This window comes from Exiguobacterium sp. s28 (assembly GCF_018618135.1).
In the GTDB taxonomy this organism is placed as follows: Bacteria; Bacillota; Bacilli; order Exiguobacteriales; family Exiguobacteriaceae; genus Exiguobacterium; species Exiguobacterium mexicanum_A.
Genome location: NZ_JACSLL010000011.1, coordinates 43728 through 59976, shown reverse-complemented (window position 1 = coordinate 59976; position 16249 = coordinate 43728). Strand labels below are relative to the sequence as shown.

At 50.5% G+C, this 16249-nt stretch carries 16 protein-coding genes; 1 reads left to right on the top strand and 15 read right to left on the bottom strand.

Annotation, left to right across the window (positions count from 1 at the left end):
• Nucleotides 1-71 precede the first annotated feature (71 nt).
• Nucleotides 72-275: a hypothetical protein gene (locus tag KNP78_RS11680; RefSeq protein ID WP_034781499.1), complete on the top strand. Its 204-nt coding sequence runs from the start codon at nt 72-74 to the stop codon at nt 273-275.
• On the opposite strand, the gene KNP78_RS11675 is transcribed toward KNP78_RS11680, so the two are convergent.
• From KNP78_RS11675 to KNP78_RS11605, 15 genes are all read right to left on the bottom strand, one after another.
• Nucleotides 272-745: a DMT family transporter gene (locus KNP78_RS11675; RefSeq protein ID WP_034781495.1), complete on the bottom strand. Its 474-nt coding sequence runs from the start codon at nt 743-745 to the stop codon at nt 272-274. The two genes, KNP78_RS11680 and KNP78_RS11675, sit on opposite strands and share 4 nt — an antisense overlap.
• 12 nt (nt 746-757) lie before the next feature.
• Nucleotides 758-1426 carry a Crp/Fnr family transcriptional regulator gene (locus tag KNP78_RS11670; protein ID WP_214824464.1) on the bottom strand — a complete coding sequence of 223 codons (669 nt, stop codon included), beginning with the start codon at nt 1424-1426 and terminating at the stop codon, nt 758-760.
• A gap of 6 nt (nt 1427-1432) precedes the next feature.
• Nucleotides 1433-1858, bottom strand: a complete 426-nt coding sequence (locus tag KNP78_RS11665; protein WP_021065339.1) for a DMT family transporter — start codon at nt 1856-1858, stop codon at nt 1433-1435.
• A 15-nt stretch (nt 1859-1873) separates the two neighbouring features.
• A complete protein-coding gene (locus KNP78_RS11660) occupies nt 1874-2812 on the bottom strand; it encodes a DMT family transporter (RefSeq protein ID WP_214824461.1) in 939 nt (312 codons plus the stop codon).
• Nucleotides 2813-2929: 117 nt separating this feature from the next.
• A complete protein-coding gene (locus KNP78_RS11655) occupies nt 2930-3823 on the bottom strand; it encodes a carbohydrate ABC transporter permease (protein ID WP_251128540.1) in 894 nt (297 codons plus the stop codon).
• 12 nt (nt 3824-3835) lie between these two features.
• Complete coding sequence (locus KNP78_RS11650) at nt 3836-4723, bottom strand: carbohydrate ABC transporter permease (RefSeq protein WP_034781489.1); 888 nt, start codon at nt 4721-4723, stop codon at nt 3836-3838.
• A gap of 43 nt (nt 4724-4766) precedes the next feature.
• Nucleotides 4767-6008, bottom strand: coding sequence for a sugar ABC transporter substrate-binding protein (locus KNP78_RS11645; protein ID WP_214824457.1), 1242 nt, complete (start codon nt 6006-6008; stop codon nt 4767-4769).
• 156 nt (nt 6009-6164) lie between these two features.
• Nucleotides 6165-7130 carry a LacI family DNA-binding transcriptional regulator gene (locus KNP78_RS11640; protein WP_214824454.1) on the bottom strand — a complete coding sequence of 322 codons (966 nt, stop codon included), beginning with the start codon at nt 7128-7130 and terminating at the stop codon, nt 6165-6167.
• A gap of 17 nt (nt 7131-7147) precedes the next feature.
• On the bottom strand, nt 7148-8680 hold the full coding sequence (locus tag KNP78_RS11635) for an alpha-glucosidase (RefSeq protein ID WP_214824452.1): 1533 nt from the start codon (nt 8678-8680) through the stop codon (nt 7148-7150).
• Between the two features lie 35 nt (nt 8681-8715).
• Nucleotides 8716-11934 carry a GH36-type glycosyl hydrolase domain-containing protein gene (locus KNP78_RS15820; RefSeq protein ID WP_214824450.1) on the bottom strand — a complete coding sequence of 1073 codons (3219 nt, stop codon included), beginning with the start codon at nt 11932-11934 and terminating at the stop codon, nt 8716-8718.
• Nucleotides 11931-14057 (bottom strand): glycoside hydrolase family 3 N-terminal domain-containing protein, encoded by a 2127-nt coding sequence (locus KNP78_RS11625; protein ID WP_214824537.1) that lies wholly within the window; start codon nt 14055-14057, stop codon nt 11931-11933. The genes KNP78_RS15820 and KNP78_RS11625 overlap by 4 nt, the downstream gene beginning before the upstream one ends.
• Nucleotides 14058-14324: 267 nt before the next feature.
• The gene (locus KNP78_RS11620; RefSeq protein ID WP_214824448.1) at nt 14325-14813 is read right to left on the bottom strand and encodes a hypothetical protein; all 489 of its coding nucleotides are present in this window, start codon (nt 14811-14813) and stop codon (nt 14325-14327) included.
• Nucleotides 14810-15265 carry a hypothetical protein gene (locus KNP78_RS11615; protein WP_214824446.1) on the bottom strand — a complete coding sequence of 152 codons (456 nt, stop codon included), beginning with the start codon at nt 15263-15265 and terminating at the stop codon, nt 14810-14812. Before KNP78_RS11615 ends, KNP78_RS11620 begins: the two co-directional genes overlap by 4 nt.
• Nucleotides 15266-15282: 17 nt before the next feature.
• Complete coding sequence (locus KNP78_RS11610) at nt 15283-15765, bottom strand: hypothetical protein (protein ID WP_214824444.1); 483 nt, start codon at nt 15763-15765, stop codon at nt 15283-15285.
• Between the two features lie 11 nt (nt 15766-15776).
• Entirely contained in the window at nt 15777-16238 is a 462-nt protein-coding gene (locus KNP78_RS11605) for a hypothetical protein (protein ID WP_214824441.1), read from the bottom strand.
• Nucleotides 16239-16249 lie beyond the last annotated feature (11 nt).

Here is a 16249-nt window from a genome sequence, read left to right as displayed (position 1 = left end):
TCCTCCTTGAAACCAATTCGGACAGTTCACCGTATATACGAATAGCATACCAATAATTAGGAGGTATTTCGATGGATATTCTTATTTTAGCCATCCTACTCGGCATCGTCGGCTTCATTGTGACTCGTTCCTATACCATCTATCCGTCATCGTTCGGAGACCGTTCACCCGTCCAACCACGCGCCTCGATCACGACAAAATGCCCGCATTGCCAAACCGTCGTCAAACGGCAGGAACACGGGCAGACTTGTTCAACTTGTCGGAAATCGTTTTAGACGACTTGCTTTGCTTTTTGGTGAACCATCTCTTTTTTCCCACTCAACTGGAACAACAGCACCCCGCCGACAATCAACACGATGCCGACAAACGTCTTCCATGTGAACGGGATGGCTTCTAGCCCGAACCAGCCGAGCGTGTCCCAGAGGAGTGCGAATAGAATTTGTGACACCATGACAATCGAGATGGCATGACTCGGCCCGAGCTGTTGGACGCCTTGCGTCACACTCATGACGACACCGACCCCGATGATGCCGCTGAACCAATACCACGTCTCCATACCCGTGACGGCGAACAGACCCGCTCCTTCACTGATCAATCCGACGAGCAGTGACGCCAGGAAGCCGAGGGCGAGCACGAGCGTCGTCGTCGCCCACGCCCCGACCCGTTCTTTTACTTTGGCGTTAAACGTATTCTGCACACAGACGAGCATGCCGCCCATGACCGCGAGCATCATCCCAAGTGCCATGACGTGTCCTCCTCATTCATAAATACTCTCCCCAGCAACGGCAATCAGCCCGGCGCGATCAATGATGGCAATCGATCGACGATCCCGTTCAATCAATCCCTGTTCGACGAAACGTTTGAGTGTCCGGTTGACGTGGCGATAGCTCGTCCCAATCAAATCGGCAATATCGGTCAACTCATCGACGGTCGACCCGAGCGTCGTCTCTTCCGGTGTCATCGACAACAGATAGCTCGCGAGCCGTACATCGACCGGATAAAACAAGTTGAAACTCATCGACTGCGACTTCATCTCGAACTTCTTCGTGATCCCTTCCAGCAAATAATGCAGCCACGTGACATCGTCTTGGGCGTGACGCGCGAGATCCTCGAAGCGGACGACAATCATCTCTACCGGCGTGACTGCCTCGACCGTGTTCAAGAACGGTGTACGTCGGACGTATTCGATGTCGCCAATCAAGTCGAGCGGATATTTGAACGACAAGACGAGCCGTTTCCCAGCCGCCGACGTGTGGGCCACCCGAATCTTTCCACTGACGAGAAAGTGGAGCTGCTCGGCCTTAGCGCCTTGGGTGCAAATCGCCTCCCCCGTCGCGTAACGGACGAGCTTAAGTTGAGGTCGGACCGCTGATGGGAGCACCCCATCCAACCCATACCGCTTCATGTAACGGTCAATCTGTTCCATCACGCGTCATCCTTTCAATACGAGAATCCCGACAATCATCATGACGACCCCGAGCAGTTGCGTCCGATTCAAGTCACGGCGCAACATCCCGAACCAGCCGCGCCAGTCGATGACGAGCGCGAGGGCAAGCTGGGCGATGAGAAACAATGAAATCGTCAACGTGACGCCGAGCTCATGCACGGCCGTCATATTGCTGAACAAGATGAACGCAGCGAACGCGCCCCCTGACAAATAAAGCGGCTCGACGCGGCGCATGTGGACGTACGTCCGGTCGCGGACGAGAAGCATGATGACGAGCGCGACAAGGAAACCTGTCAATTGCGTCAACGTCGCAGCTTGCCACGTCCCGATACTCGAACTGATGCGAGCGTTGGCGACGCTCTGTAGCGTCAAAAAGAAGCCGCCACTGATGGCGAACAGTACTCCGCGCATGATGTCTCTCCTCCCTTATGACAAACGGATTAGCATGATCCCGATGACCATGACGAGTAAACTAACGAGTTGTATCCCAGTGACCGGGTTCTTCGCAGCACCAAACCAACCGAAGCGGTCGATGAGCAGGCTCCCACACAGCAAGCCGACAATGACGATGACGACGGCGATGCCGGTCCCGACCATCGGCACGATTAAGACGTTCCCGCCGATGAACAGTGCCCCGATGATACCGCCGAGCCAAATCCACCACGGCTGACCACGTAGCCCGCGCCATTCGACGCTCGGCCGCAAGACGAGCAAGATGAGCAGTAACGTGACCGTCCCGACGACGAACGAGACGAGGGCCCCTTTCAAGGCCGATTCGAGCACCGTTCCCAAATAACCGTTGATGGCCGTCTGTGTCGCACTCATCATACCGGTCCCGATTCCGACGAGGCGCCAGACGTTCAAATTGCCGGTTCCGGTCTGCGACGAGGCGACCAGTTTGCCACGACGACGATTGATCCAGTCCGTGAGTGCGACCGTCCCGACGACGCCGAGTAACACGAGCAAAGCGCCGAATACGCGCCACGGTGTGAGGACGTTGACGGTTGAATTGAACCAACCGAAGTGGTCAATCAACAGTCCCATCAAAATCTGTCCGAAAATCGGCATGATGACGGTCTGGACACTCCCAAGTCTCGGGAACAAGAGGATGTTCCCCGTTAAAAAGATGACCCCCAACAAACCACCCGACCACATCCAAATCGGTTCTCCTTGGAAAATGGATGATTCAATCCCGAACGACTGCCCGGTGAGCAGTAACGTAAGTGTTAAAAAGGTCGTCCCGATTGCGAACGACAGGAACGACGCGACGAACGGTGACCCGACGATGGTGCGCAGACGTGAGTTCACGCTCGTCTGCATCGGTAACAAAATCCCGATGACGAGTCCAATAAAAATGGCTAACATATTCTCTTCCTCGATTCTCTCTATATGCTGTGTACGTGTTAAGCTTACTCCTCACACACTTTAGCATAAAGGACCGATGTCCTGAGTATAAAAAAAGAACCTTACATGGCGTAAGGTTCACTTCATTCCAGATATATTGTATCCTTCGATGATATGCTTTTGGAAAATCATAAAGATAATGATAATCGGCACAACCATGAATGTGGCCCCAGCCATCTGTAAGGCGTAGTTTCCACCATGTTGCCCCTGTAGAAGCGCTAATCCAACTGACAGTGTGTAAAGAGCTTCATCATTGGCAATAATAAGCGGCCATAAGAAGCTGTTCCAAGCACCGATGAAAGTCAAAATCCCTTGTACCGCCAAAATCGGTTTTGACATCGGCAAGACGATTGAGAAGAAAATTCGAAACTCACTCGCTCCATCCAAGCGAGCCGCTTCCAGCATTTCCTCTGGAATCGTCGTCATGAACTGACGGAACAAGAATACCCCGAACGCACCAACGAGACCGGGGAGGACAATCCCCATCATGGTGTTCGTCAGACCCATTTGATTGAGCATCAAATAAACGGGAATCATCGTAACCTGTCCTGGAATCATCATTGTCGCCAAGACACCGACGAACAAGATGTTACTCCCCTTAAACTTATGCTTCGCAAACGCATAACCGGTCATTGCTGTGAGCAATAAACCGAAAAATGATGCGAGTACAATCAACAACGTGTTCTTCAAATACGTTAAAAAGTTTAAATTCACGAATAAATCGATGTAATGTTCGAACGTCACATTTTCCGGTAGGATCGTCAGCGGTAGCGACAAGATTTCCGCATCCGTCTTAAAGGACGAGATCACCATCCAGAAGAACGGCAACATAAAAGCGATACCGAGGACGGTCAAAACAAGCGCGACCAGCAACTGCGAGAGTTTGGCTTTTCGTTTATGGTTTAAGTCGGGAAGTGGCGAGAATTTCTCCCGCTTCACATTCACGGCTACCGGTTTTTCATTTGGAATCATGAATGCCCCTCCTTAATAGTTGTTTTCGTTCTTTTGAAGACGGAACTGAATGAGTGTCACCGTAATGATCAGAATGAACAACACGACCGACCCGGCAGCCGCATAACCGAAGTTACTAAGCTGGAAACCGTTGTTGTATATAAACAACGCGAGTGACGTCGTCGAATTGAGTGGTCCCCCCTCGGTCATGATGAGCGGTTCTTCGAAGAACTGAATCCATCCAATCAAAGTTGTCACCGTTACGAAGAAAATCGCATATCGGAGCAACGGAATTGTAATCTTGAACATTTGCTGGAACGTACTTGCCCCATCTAACGCTGCCGCTTCATAGTACGTGCGTGGAATCCCTTGAAGAGCTGCCAAGAAAATAATCATATTGATCCCGACCGCACGCCATACGGCAAGCATGATCAACGATAACTTAGCGATAAACGGATCTTGTAGCCACGGGACGTCTGGAAGTCCGATTGTATTTAACAGGAAATTGAAGAGACCATACTGCGGATTAAACAAGAATCCCCAAACGACCGCGACCGCTACAACGTTCGTGATTGACGGCATATAAAAGACGACACGGAACCATTCGAAGACTTTGCCAGTCCCGAAATTGATTGCCATCGCAATCGCGAGCGAAAGACCGATCACAATCGGTACCCCAATAACGACATAAACGATTGTGTTCAATAACGCTTGGATGAACACTTCATCTTTGAAGATTTCAATGTAGTTGGTGAGTCCGATCCATTCAATGTTTGCCCAGTTCGCAATTCCCGCCAAATCCATGTCTGTAAAACTCATGAAAAAAGCGATGAATAACGGCATGATCGAGAACATGAGTAACAAGAGAACGGTCGGCGCGACGAGCAAGTATGGCGCTCGATCATTAAGAAATTGTTTCATAAGGTTCTCCTTTAATTAAACGAGAGGGGGTGTACCCCTCCGTTTATTTTAAAATCGACTTCGCTTTTTCTTGGAACACCTTAACTTCATCTTCTACAGTAGCCGCACCGCGATACATTTTCTCAAAGCTCTGCAAATATGTTTGCGCTACTTTTTCCCACGTTGTCATCATCGGCATCGGCTCTGCCGCTTCCATCTGCTCACCGAATGTTTTGAGTTTCTCATCGTCTTTGAGCGTCTCGTTCTCTGCCCATGTCGCTTTTGTCGATGGAAGTGACTTCGTCATCTCCATCCACTCTGTCTGTGTTTCTGGTTTACTCATATATGCGATAAACTTCGCGGCTTCGTCTTTCTTCTCACTGCTTTCAAAAATACTTAAGTTCGATCCTCCAAGGAACGAGATATTATTTTCTTTCGCTGGAAGAACGGCTGTACCCCACTTCTCTTCAATGTCAGGCATTTGATCATTGATAATGTTAATCATCCATGGTCCACTGATGAACATCGGCACGTTCGGTTCTTCTGCCCCGAACGCCTGCACAACATCAAGCCCTAAATCGATTGGTGCATATCCTTCTGTGAAGTAGTTTGTTAAATATTCTGCGCTTTCGATGAATTCTGGTTGATCAAAGAGCGGCTCTTGATTTTCTGTTAACAGCTCTGAACCGTTTTGACGAGCGAACATGAACGATAGCATTTGGTCGTTCGTGTCCAACGTAATCCCGTACATGTCTTCCCCGTCACGAGCCGCAAGTTTTTTCGAAGCGTCTTCTAATTCATCCCACGTTTTTGGCGCTTCTGGGTAACCTACTTTTTCAAGTGCGTCTTTCCGATAATAAAGAACACGTGTGTCGACATACCAAGGTGCCCCGTAAAGACCGTCCTCAAATTGAACCGTTTCAACCGATCCTTCATAAAAGTTTGATGGATCAAGTTCCGGGTAATCTTTTACGAAATCTTTCATATTCGCGAGTGCTCCCGCCTCTACGAATTCAGGCATCCAAGACGTTCCCATTTGAACGACATCCGGACCATTTTTCGAAGCGACCGCAGTCAACAGTTTATCATGCGCTGTATCCCAAGGGATTGCTTGTACTTTGACGTTAACGCCTTCGTTTTCTTTTTCATATTGTTCTGCTAGTTTTGGCAAAGCTTTTCCTTCTTCACCCATCGCCCAAACTGTGATGGTATTTGCGTCATCGCCGCTCGATCCAGAAGAACATCCCGCCAATAGACCTGAAATGATTACCGTGCCCGCTACCGCTGCTAACCCTAATTTCTTCATCTGAATTCCTCCGTTTCTTGATAATCGAAACGTTTCGATTATCGTGTAAAAAAATAATGTTTATACAAAGGTTTTACTGCAAATCAACAGGTTAAACGTTTCTATAAACATTATAGTTCACAATGTATCCGCTTACAATACGTATTTTATCTTTTATTATTTTTTTTTTCGAATCGAGGCGTCTTTCATGAACTTTGAAGGAATCGTCTCTTTCGAATTTTCTTTCTCTTCAATCAGTTGGAGTAACGCGCGAGCCGCCTTCTTGCCCCAGTCAGGCTTCGAATAGCTGACGCTTGCGATTCGAGGCTGCGTATAGTTTGTAATCTCGAGTTTATCAAAGCCAACGAGCGAAATGTCTTCCCCGATTCTGAAAGAAGAGTTTTGCAAGACGTCATAAACCCCGAGCGCCATGTCATCATTTAAACACATGATGGCATCCCCTTCTTCGAGCACTTCAAGTAAGTCACTCGCTGCCCGAATGCCTGACCGTTTCGTGAATTCACCGGTCCATTCCCGGACGGTTACCCCAGCCGCGTTCGCGCGATCAACGACAACTTTCCGTCGTTCGACAGCATCATGATTGCCGACCGGTCCGTTCACAAGATGGATTTGTCCAGGGTTGGTCTCTAAGATGGCGTCCATCTCTTGATTCATCCCAATCTGATTATCGAGCAGCACACAACTGATGTTCGGATGCTCAATCTCACGGTCGAGCATCGTCAGCGGGTGCCCTCGGTCCGCGAACTCTAAAATCTGTTCTTGGGTGAAGCGATGCCCTAAGATGAGCGCCCCATCCACCATGCGTTCGGTCATCAGACGATGTGATTCGGGACCGTTACAAACAATCAACTCATAGCCAGTATCAGACAGCTCTTGGTTGATGCCTTTTAATAACTCTCCATAGAACGACCCGGAATAATCGCCTAAAAACGCTCCGATAATATGTGTCTTTCTCGTTTTTAGCGTCCTCGCCGCGGCGTTCGGCACGTAGTTCAACTCTTCGGCGATTTTAATGATGCGTTGCCTCGTCTTTTCTGTCACTTTCGGACTGCCGTTTAGCGCATATGAGACGGTCGATATCGAAACGCCAGCCTCTTTTGCGATGTCTTTAATTCCTGCCATTTCCTCACTTCCTTCTGTCAAAAATTATAACATATGAACGCTTCATACGGCCGTAGCATTGGCGCCTCAACCTGCTCTGTCGAAACCAAACGTTCCCCGCAACCACTGGGCATCGGCAGCGTATCTTGAGACAAATTTGCGACGACAAGAAGTGGAGGCTCCCCATCGATGATGCGGCGGTACACATATAGCCGCTCCTCGGTCGGTACGAGTTCATAAGCTCCGTCTCGAAGCAGTCGATTTGTCCGGCGTAGCGCAATCAATTCTCGGTACAGATGAAGCAGACTCGTTTTATCTGAACGCATCGTCGCGACGTCCCTGCCTGCTTCGTCGTGAGCTGATCGAAGCCACGGTGTTCCCGTGCTGAACGAGTCCGTCCCTTCGCCCCATGCCATCGGAATCCGGGCATGGTCACGTCCTTTCATGCGAACGGCATCAAGCGTTCCACCCGCCCGCAAATAATTTAGCGTCTCGATGTCTTGATACTCCTCTGTCGCAATCATACCGTTCGTCATCCCGACCTCTTCTCCTTGATACAGAAACGGGATTCCTTTCAATCCGTATAGGAGGACCGCGAGCATCTTCGCAGCCCGCTCGTCATCGTCATACCATCGTGAAATGACACGCGGCTGGTCATGGTTATTCCAAAACAGGCTATTGCGTCCTTCCACCGCAAACGCTCGTTGCCACGTATCGAGCGTGGTTTTTAGCCTCGACGGTTCGAACGGAGCGAGCTTCCATTTGCCTTGTCCTGCCTGCTCATCGAGAGCACATACTTCAAAATTGAAGACGACGTCGAGCGAACCGTCCCGTTGCAAAGTTAGAATTTCGTTCGGAGTCAATCCTCCAGCTTCCCCGACAAGCAACAAGGAAGAGGTGTCAACTTGCGCCACTAAATCTTTCAAGTAACGACGCATCAACGGAAAGTCGAGCCATTGCTTTCGATGGACGTCTTTGCCAATCAAATCAATGACATCAAACCGAAAACCAGTCACCCCGCGCTCGACCCAAAACGCTAAGACTGCCGCCATTTCCTTACGTACTTGCTCGTTCCCCCAATTCAAATCTGGTTGTTCCGGAGCGAATGCATGGAAGTAGTACTGGCCCCGGATCGGTGAGTACGTCCACGTCCCGCCCCCGAAGAACGAGCTCCATTCATTCGGCGTATCACACCAAATGTAGAAATTACCGTACGCTCCTTCCGGATCACGTTCGGATTGAAGGAACCACTCATGCTGATGCGACGTGTGGTTGGCGACGATGTCCATCATGATGCCGATTCCTCTGTCACGTGCTTCACGAATCAACTCGTCCATATCATCCATCGACCCGAACAGAGGATCGATTCGTGTATAGTCTGCGACGTCATAGCCATTATCGTAACCGGGCGAGACGTAAACCGGATTCAACCAAAGCATCTCTACCCCGAGCCAGCTTAAATAGTCGAGGCGACTGATCACTCCTTGTAAATCACCGACCCCATCGCCGTCGCTGTCTTGAAAACTTTTTGGATATACTTGATAGACCGTGCTCACTTGTTTTGCGTCCATATAGTCCTCCTATTAAGAAAAGGGTGACGAATTCGTCACCCCTTCACCGTAATCACTAACTCATTCTTTTCCTTGGCGTAGCGCAAAAATTCATCTTTTTCGACACGCTGTCCTGCTTCGCGATATGGATTCGTTAGGGTGTGACCGTTCAACCTCTGACCATTCAGCGTAATACTCGGCTCACCCATACGGAACTGGACCATCGTCTCCGTACCGAACAAGCGGATCTGCACATATGTGTCCGCATCCACGATCGGATCGAACTCGACATGGGTTGTCCCGAGACGAATCCCCAGGTAGTTCGAGACGAGTTGGTTGAACCAGATTCCCGGTCCACTCGAATAAATGCGCCATCCCGCTTTCACGGGTACCGTTCCATCTTTCAAGCGGCCGAACTGTGACTCCGCCGCATAGCGGTCAGCGAAATCTCCGTCCGAACTACTGAAGTAGGCGTTTCGTTGTCTCGGTGCGGCATTCTTCACTTCGTCCATCCGGACCGGGTTGATCATATTGAAAGCCGGACGAATCTTCTCGCGTAGCCCCGCCTTCGCCAGCGCCTCGATGTAGCGGATGTGAGCATGCACGTACTGCAGCCCGATTTCACGACCAAAGTTCGCTGCCTGTTCGGCCCGCATAAAGTGACGGCTGACTCCGCCCCGGTACTCGGCAGGTCGGTTCATGAGACGGACTCCGTCCGGGAACGTCAAATGTGTGGCGATCAAATCAAAGTTGCGTGTCATCTGGTCTTGATCGACAAGTTCAGCGATGACACTGCGCGTCATTGGCAACAAGCGGTAGCGCATTGGCAGCGTCTTGTCGGACGGATGAAGCATCGTCTCGAAGCGTCCATCAACTTCTTTTAAGAATCCTGCGATAACCCCGTCCCGAATCATCTCGTCTGTGAACTGCTTCCGAATTGCTTGGCTCAACTCACCTAAGCGATCTGCCAAATGTGACGCCGGCAACTGTTCGTGCAACTGACGGAACGCTTGGTACGTCAATGTGACCGTCCATGAACTGATGAGGTGACGTTTCAACTCTTCATCGGCTGGTTGGAGCGTGTCGTCCCAGTCTCCTCCACCGTAGGCTGAGAAGACAGAACCTTCGACAAAGTGATCTTCAATGAATCCAAGTGCTCGTTCCACGTGCGAATACAGTGAAGCGTCCGCTTCTGTCTTTCCGTCACGGTCGCGGAACGGAATTATTTCGTCTAGACATGTCACGTCCTCGGTTCGGGCCAAGTAATCCGACAATGCCTTGAGCGGCCAAACGATGACATCACCATGGCTATCCTCTTGTTGGATACCCGCATATTCATCGAACATGAACCATTGCGGCCAATCTCCGTCTTTAAATTGATGGCTGAAAATCACAAGCAAGAGTTTTCGCGCCTCTTCAAAATGACCGGTCGCAAGCAAGAACTCCATCGGCCCTTGTGAAACGTCCCGTGTACCCCAGGCTGCTCCACCGTATTGCTCAAGGCCGTGCGGTGACTGATAGTGCACCCGCATGTTTTGGACGTACCATAGCGCTTGAATATTCAACGCCTCGATGTCAGATGCCTCGCCTTTAAGCGTGAGACCGTTCATATAACTATCCATCCACATTCGGTAAGCGTTCCGCTCCTGCTTTTCGTCTAGCTCAAACGGACTGTGATTCGCCAAACCAAGATGCACCGTCACGCGCTCGCTTGGTTCGTATGACATCCAAACAAGATCGTCCTCGAACGGTTGGTCGAACCAATCCGACGTTTTGAGGAGCTCAAACGGCTGATTGCTCTCGATTGCATATGTCAAATCAGGTCGTATACCGGCGCTGTCTGCCGTTTCGTCCGCCTTGAATAGGAGCCGGTTGTCCGTCTGCTCCATACGGAACGGAACGACGTACTCTTGCGTGTTCATCGCGACCTGGTGACTCATGACGAACCGTCGCGGTTGCGACGATTCGACGGTCGTCTTGATGACAGGAGCACCTGAGGCGATGGACGTACGGACGATAATCGTCTCCCCGTCCAAATCGTAGCGCCATACGGCCTCGTTCAGACGCATCTCGAACAGGCTCGGCATCGTCAGCAAATGGTATGCCCCATCCATCTCGACATAGATGCGTTGCCCCGATGTTTTCGGGACATTGAGTGGATTTCGGACGTTAGTCGTCCATTTGTTGAAGTTTGTATTGCCATAAACAATATGTGAGTTGAAGACACCGTTCATGAATACGGTCGTGGCGAGCTTCGACTCGTCCGGCATCAGACTCCCGGCGTTCAATAAGATGTTGCCGTGACTCCGCTCAACGAGGTGCTCTTTCGCCGCTAAGACGACGTGCGAACCCTCTTCTGTGAAGAAGGACAAGAGCTGTCCACCCGCTGTCTCTTCGAGTCGTCGCACCGGATAGAGGCGCTCGATTTCGCTCATTGCGAGCCCAGCGCCACTGATTGATTGGAACGATTGGCGAAGATACGGACGAGGACGTACTGTTTGTTCGACGGGTGCTCCCGCTTCAATCGTTGCGAAATGCTTAATCGATTGCTCTGTCAGCGCTTCCGGATGATTTTGAACCAATGACAATTCGAATGTGATTTCTCGGTCCGTCCCCATGTCTAACGGTTCAGTACGAAGTGTCGGCAAGGCGAACTCATATTGATAGACACGGGAAGGCAGTGCACCGTCTAGTCCTGCGGCTCGCCCGGTCAATTTATAGGATGTGCCATACACGTCAAAACCATCCGTCGCATATTCTGCGATAGCTCGGGACGACGTCATTCGAATCGCTGGGAACCCGGTCGACTGCTTTTGATTTTGGCGCGCCATCAGCGCCGTATCCGTCTTCATATAGTCGATATACTGGGCCATGTAAGCCTCGTTCGTGCGAACACCGCCTTCATCAGCGAGTCCGAGATCTTGGACGTACGTGACGTCGAATTGACCTGTCCCTTCGAATGTAGCGTCAAAGCGAACGCCGTGGTCGCTGATCGTCCCTCGTACTTCATAAGCAAACTCCGGATAGTGTCCTGACCAAACGATTTCCTGACCAGAGGCCGCGAAATCACTAGGTGAATGCAGTCCCAGCAACGGCCGGGCAACTCCGCCCTCATGTCGGACATAAAGGTTTGCCATCGATCCATCGAATGGATGATGGATTAACTGATTGACCATGATCGGTCCGGTTTTCAATTGGCGGATGTCTCCCATCGGAGTGAGCGAAAGGCTCACGTCTCCGCATGTTAGTGTTGTCTGTTCGGTTAATACATTCACGTCGTACACCTCGTTTTTGTTTTTAGTTCAAAAGATTTTGCCAATACGTCACGGCTGTTCGGGCCCACAAAGAGCGTAAACGTTCCCGGATCGGCGTCAAACGAACCGTTCGGCTGAAGATAGTGGAGCATATCTCCTTCAACGGCGAACGTCACCGTCACGGATTCGCCGGCTTTGAGGGTCACTTTCTCGTACCCTTTCAATTGTTTGACCGGCCGTGAGACTTTGGCTATGTTGTCTTGGATATACCATTGGACAATTTCATCTGCCGTCGTCGCCCCATCATTTCGAATGACGACAGTCGCTTCGACGATGCCGCCTGTCACGTCTTTGACGATGAAATCGTTGTAGCTAAACGTTGTGTATGTCATGCCATATCCGAACGGGAAGAGCGGCTCATTCGGTGCGTCGAGATATTTGCTCGTGTAGCGTGGATCAGCGTGTTCGATGTCTGACGGACGCCCTGTCCGCAACGAGTCGTAGCGGATCGGTACTTGGCCGACGTTATAAGGAAACGACATCGTCAGTTTCCCCGACGGACTGACTTGCCCGTATAATAAGTTCACAAGCGCCGAACCAGCTTCAGTGCCCGGATACCAGGCCTCGAGCACCGCATCCGAATGTTCGACGACGTCGCGCAGATCGAGCGGACGGCCATTGAATAAAATCGTCACGACTGGTTTCCCGAGTGCCTTTAGACGCTTAAGCCCTTCGCGCTGTGTCTTCGGAAGACGAATGTCCGTACGGCTGCCGGCTTCACCGCTCATCCACGAGGCTTCGCCAAGCGCCAGGATGACGATATCCGACTGTTCTGCGATGCGGCAAGCCTCCGTCCAATCAATTTCTTTTTCGACGGTCGATCCTTCCGCAAACACATAAGGAATTTCAGCCCGGTCAAATGCCTGCCGCAACGTCACGGCCTCTTCTCTTTTCCCATATCCGGCCCACGGGCCAAGCACGTCGTTCGAGTCGACGAACGGTCCGATGAGCGCGACACGTTGCTTTTGTAACGGAAGGACACCATCATTTTTCAAAAGGACCGCACTCTTTTCTGCCAGACGACGCGCCTGATCTCGATGCCCATCTGAAAGGTGGAGCGTTGTCTCTTTCGCTTGATCGATCCCTCGGTAAGGGTTGTCGAATAAACCCAATTCTTCTTTTAGCGTCAAGATCCGCAAGACCGCCTCATCCAGTAAAGCCTCATCGACCCCATCTGCAAGCATCGCTTCCAGATGATTCGTGTATGCGCCCGACATCATATCGATATCAACGCCAGCTCGGAGTGCGAGTTCGCCCGCATCCTTCAGCGTCTCGGCGACGCCATGATGGATGAGTTCTTTGATTGCCGTCCAGTCCGAGATCAATACACCTTCGAAGCCCCAGTCACTGCGGAGGATATCCCGCATGAGATATTCACTAGCCGTGGCCGGAACACCATGGACGACATTGAAACTCGTCATTACCATCTTCGCCCCCTCTTCGAGGGCTCGTTTATAGGCTGGCAAATGGAACTCACGCAGCTCGCGGTCAGATACATCGACCGTATTGTAGTCGCGTCCTCCTTCCGGCGCGCCATACGCCGCGAAGTGCTTGACGCAGGCAACCAACGTATCGTGTCTCGTCAAATCGTCCGACTGGTAACCGCGGACGAACGCCGCCGCCATCTCGCCGTTCAACCACACGTCTTCTCCGGTCGATTCCATGACACGTCCCCAACGCGGGTCGCGTGACAAGTCAGCCATCGGAGAGAACGTGACGTGTAGACCGGATGCCGTCGCTTCGATAGACGAAGTGCGTGCCATTCGTTCGACCTCATCAAGATCCCAAGAACAGGCCATCGCGAGCGGGACCGGAAAAATCGTCCGGTGACCGTGGATGATGTCCGCCATGAACAAGAGCGGGATGCCGAGTCGATTATGTCGCAAGTAACTTTCCTGCAACTTTTGCGCTTGTTTCGCGTTGCTGATCCCGATGACCGATCCGATGTTCCACCGATTCTCATCGGTGATGCCGTCTTCTTTCAACAACTCCGCAATCGGTCCGGTGATCACATCTTGCTCATCATCCGAAAAAATGGATGGCAGTGTCTGAACAAGCTGTCCTACCTTTTCAGCCACTGTCATCTCCTGCACTAATTGTGTCGCTCTCATTCCATCCCGCCTTTATCTATGATTTGTAAATCGAAACGTTTCACCTGTGTATACCAAAAGTATAAGCGCTTACAAAAAGAGATGCAATGGTTAATCGAAACGTTTCTATAAAAAGTATTAATTTACTGCAAATGATCATCTTTAGATTGAAATACACCTCACTCAACCATTTCGAACTGAATATACTTTAGATTCCCGTTGCCCCGAATCGTTCCATAAAAAAATGAGCCCTGACTTATGTCAATGACTCATTTTCCCGGCTTTATTTCGTCGCACTTTGGCTTTATTGAATGATTTAGAGGTGACATGCTCTATGTCAAAATCAAGAATAGCTCGATTGATTATATGCGAGAACAGCACCCCACCAATCACGCCAATCACCAAGATGGGTCCAAGTGTCCAAATCGTGATGAAACCGGTGTGATAGCAAGCGAACAGACACAGGAAAAGCAAAAAGATGAACCATTCGACGATGAAATCACTATAAATCCAACGCCGATAGCGACGATCTGGATTAAATGTCAGCAACACTTTCGTCTTGCACCACGCAACACACAATTGTGGCAAATACACTGCAAATAGGATGAGCGGTAAGTAAATCGATGTCTGATACGAGATGAACGCGACGACGATGAGGTTGAAGAAGAGACCCCAATAGCGCCAATGCCACGTCGCATCCTCATGTGCGAGCAAACGCTCGATTCGTTCCTGTTTCGTCAACATCTTCATAGCAATCCACTCGCTGTTGCCAATTCAGAGCGGACCGGTTGAGCTGTATCCGCGCTTCGGACAGTCTCATTGAAGCGTTTATACAGAAGCGGCAACAGCACCGCCATCCCAAGGACGAGAATCCATGTCCACCAAGGGGCCGCCAGTTTATAACTTACCACGCTACCGACGATCAAGACGTACCACCCACCTAAAATCCGGTAGACGTTTTGCGTCGCCACTCGTGCGCCGTTTTCATCCGATAGACGAGCGAACGCCTCTCCTTCTTTCAGCAAATACACGATTGAACCGCTGGCGAACAAACCCATCAACCCTAAGCCAACCCACCAAATGTGATCCGCGAGCAACGTGACAAATAATAGTCCAGGGACAGGAGCGAACAGCATGTCTCGTCGCCGCTTCCTTTGCTTACGATATCGATTCATTTGGTCAATCCGTTGTTGTTTCGTCATACGATTCCATTCCTTTTCTAATCATTGATTCCGTCAAGACGACGCTTCAGCTTCTCGCGATTGGCTTTTGCTAACATACTCGAGGTGATGTGTTCTGGGTCGAGTTTGAGCAGTTTTCGATCAATCCACAGCGGTAACAAGACAGAAGGTGGTGCCCCGATGACCACCGCCCACATCAACACGTCCGGATGGATCTGTCCCGTTAAAAACAGGGTGATCAGACTGAACAATAAGATGAACGTGAAAACGAGTGAGGAAAACTGTAGTTTAATGAGACGTCGATACGTCCAGTCGTCATTGAACTGAAGATAGAGCGTCGTCTGTTTCCATTCGAAAAACAACGTCGGGATGAGACTGACCACCGCAATCACGCCAGAATAAGTCGTATGCATCATGAAATAGAGCGCACTCACAAAGATGACGACACTGCTTCCAATCATAAAACGACGATACGTCGTATTGATTTGTAACAACGCTTCAGTCCGGGCTTCCCTGTTCATCTCGTACCTCCTCAGTCTCTGACGTTGTCGAGTCGAATCTCACGCAGCATCGGATGCTCCGGGTCGATGTCACTCAATCGCTCGTCTTGTTTTCGAATCAAGCGGTATCCACCATACAACACACCGATTGTCAGCACCACTATCCACGAATACATCCAACCGAGGTTAAGCGTCAGCGCAAACGATAAAATGAATACGACGAACAGCGCAAAGACAAATCCGTTCCGACGGGCGATGATGATTTTGGCATCTTCTCGCTCAGTCAACTCGGTCTCGACTCGGTTCGCCTTGAAGAAGATTCCTCCCAGCAGCAAGAGACAGACGAGTACGCCGGCCACGTACCAACCGTTCCATGAATCCGATTGAATCAATCCGACGAGACAAAACACCATCGGAAACGTGAGCAGACTTTGAAGAACAGCCGTCTTTATATTGGTTTTATAAATCAGATTGATGCGTTCTTGTTTGGTCATCGAATCCCCCC

Bases quoted from the DNA above. Each gene is read 5' to 3' on its own strand.
- KNP78_RS11680 (WP_034781499.1), top strand. From the start codon at position 72: ATGGATATTCTTATTTTAGCCATCCTACTCGGCATCGTCGGCTTCATT.
- KNP78_RS11675 (WP_034781495.1), bottom strand. From the start codon at position 745: ATGGCACTTGGGATGATGCTCGCGGTCATGGGCGGCATGCTCGTCTGT.
- KNP78_RS11670 (WP_214824464.1), bottom strand. From the start codon at position 1,426: ATGGAACAGATTGACCGTTACATGAAGCGGTATGGGTTGGATGGGGTG.
- KNP78_RS11665 (WP_021065339.1), bottom strand. From the start codon at position 1,858: ATGCGCGGAGTACTGTTCGCCATCAGTGGCGGCTTCTTTTTGACGCTA.
- KNP78_RS11660 (WP_214824461.1), bottom strand. From the start codon at position 2,812: ATGTTAGCCATTTTTATTGGACTCGTCATCGGGATTTTGTTACCGATG.
- KNP78_RS11655 (WP_251128540.1), bottom strand. From the start codon at position 3,823: ATGATTCCAAATGAAAAACCGGTAGCCGTGAATGTGAAGCGGGAGAAA.
- KNP78_RS11650 (WP_034781489.1), bottom strand. From the start codon at position 4,723: ATGAAACAATTTCTTAATGATCGAGCGCCATACTTGCTCGTCGCGCCG.
- KNP78_RS11645 (WP_214824457.1), bottom strand. From the start codon at position 6,008: ATGAAGAAATTAGGGTTAGCAGCGGTAGCGGGCACGGTAATCATTTCA.
- KNP78_RS11640 (WP_214824454.1), bottom strand. From the start codon at position 7,130: ATGGCAGGAATTAAAGACATCGCAAAAGAGGCTGGCGTTTCGATATCG.
- KNP78_RS11635 (WP_214824452.1), bottom strand. From the start codon at position 8,680: ATGGACGCAAAACAAGTGAGCACGGTCTATCAAGTATATCCAAAAAGT.
- KNP78_RS11625 (WP_214824537.1), bottom strand. From the start codon at position 14,057: ATGACAGTGGCTGAAAAGGTAGGACAGCTTGTTCAGACACTGCCATCC.
- KNP78_RS11620 (WP_214824448.1), bottom strand. From the start codon at position 14,813: ATGAAGATGTTGACGAAACAGGAACGAATCGAGCGTTTGCTCGCACAT.
- KNP78_RS11615 (WP_214824446.1), bottom strand. From the start codon at position 15,265: ATGACGAAACAACAACGGATTGACCAAATGAATCGATATCGTAAGCAA.
- KNP78_RS11610 (WP_214824444.1), bottom strand. From the start codon at position 15,765: ATGAACAGGGAAGCCCGGACTGAAGCGTTGTTACAAATCAATACGACG.
- KNP78_RS11605 (WP_214824441.1), bottom strand. From the start codon at position 16,238: ATGACCAAACAAGAACGCATCAATCTGATTTATAAAACCAATATAAAG.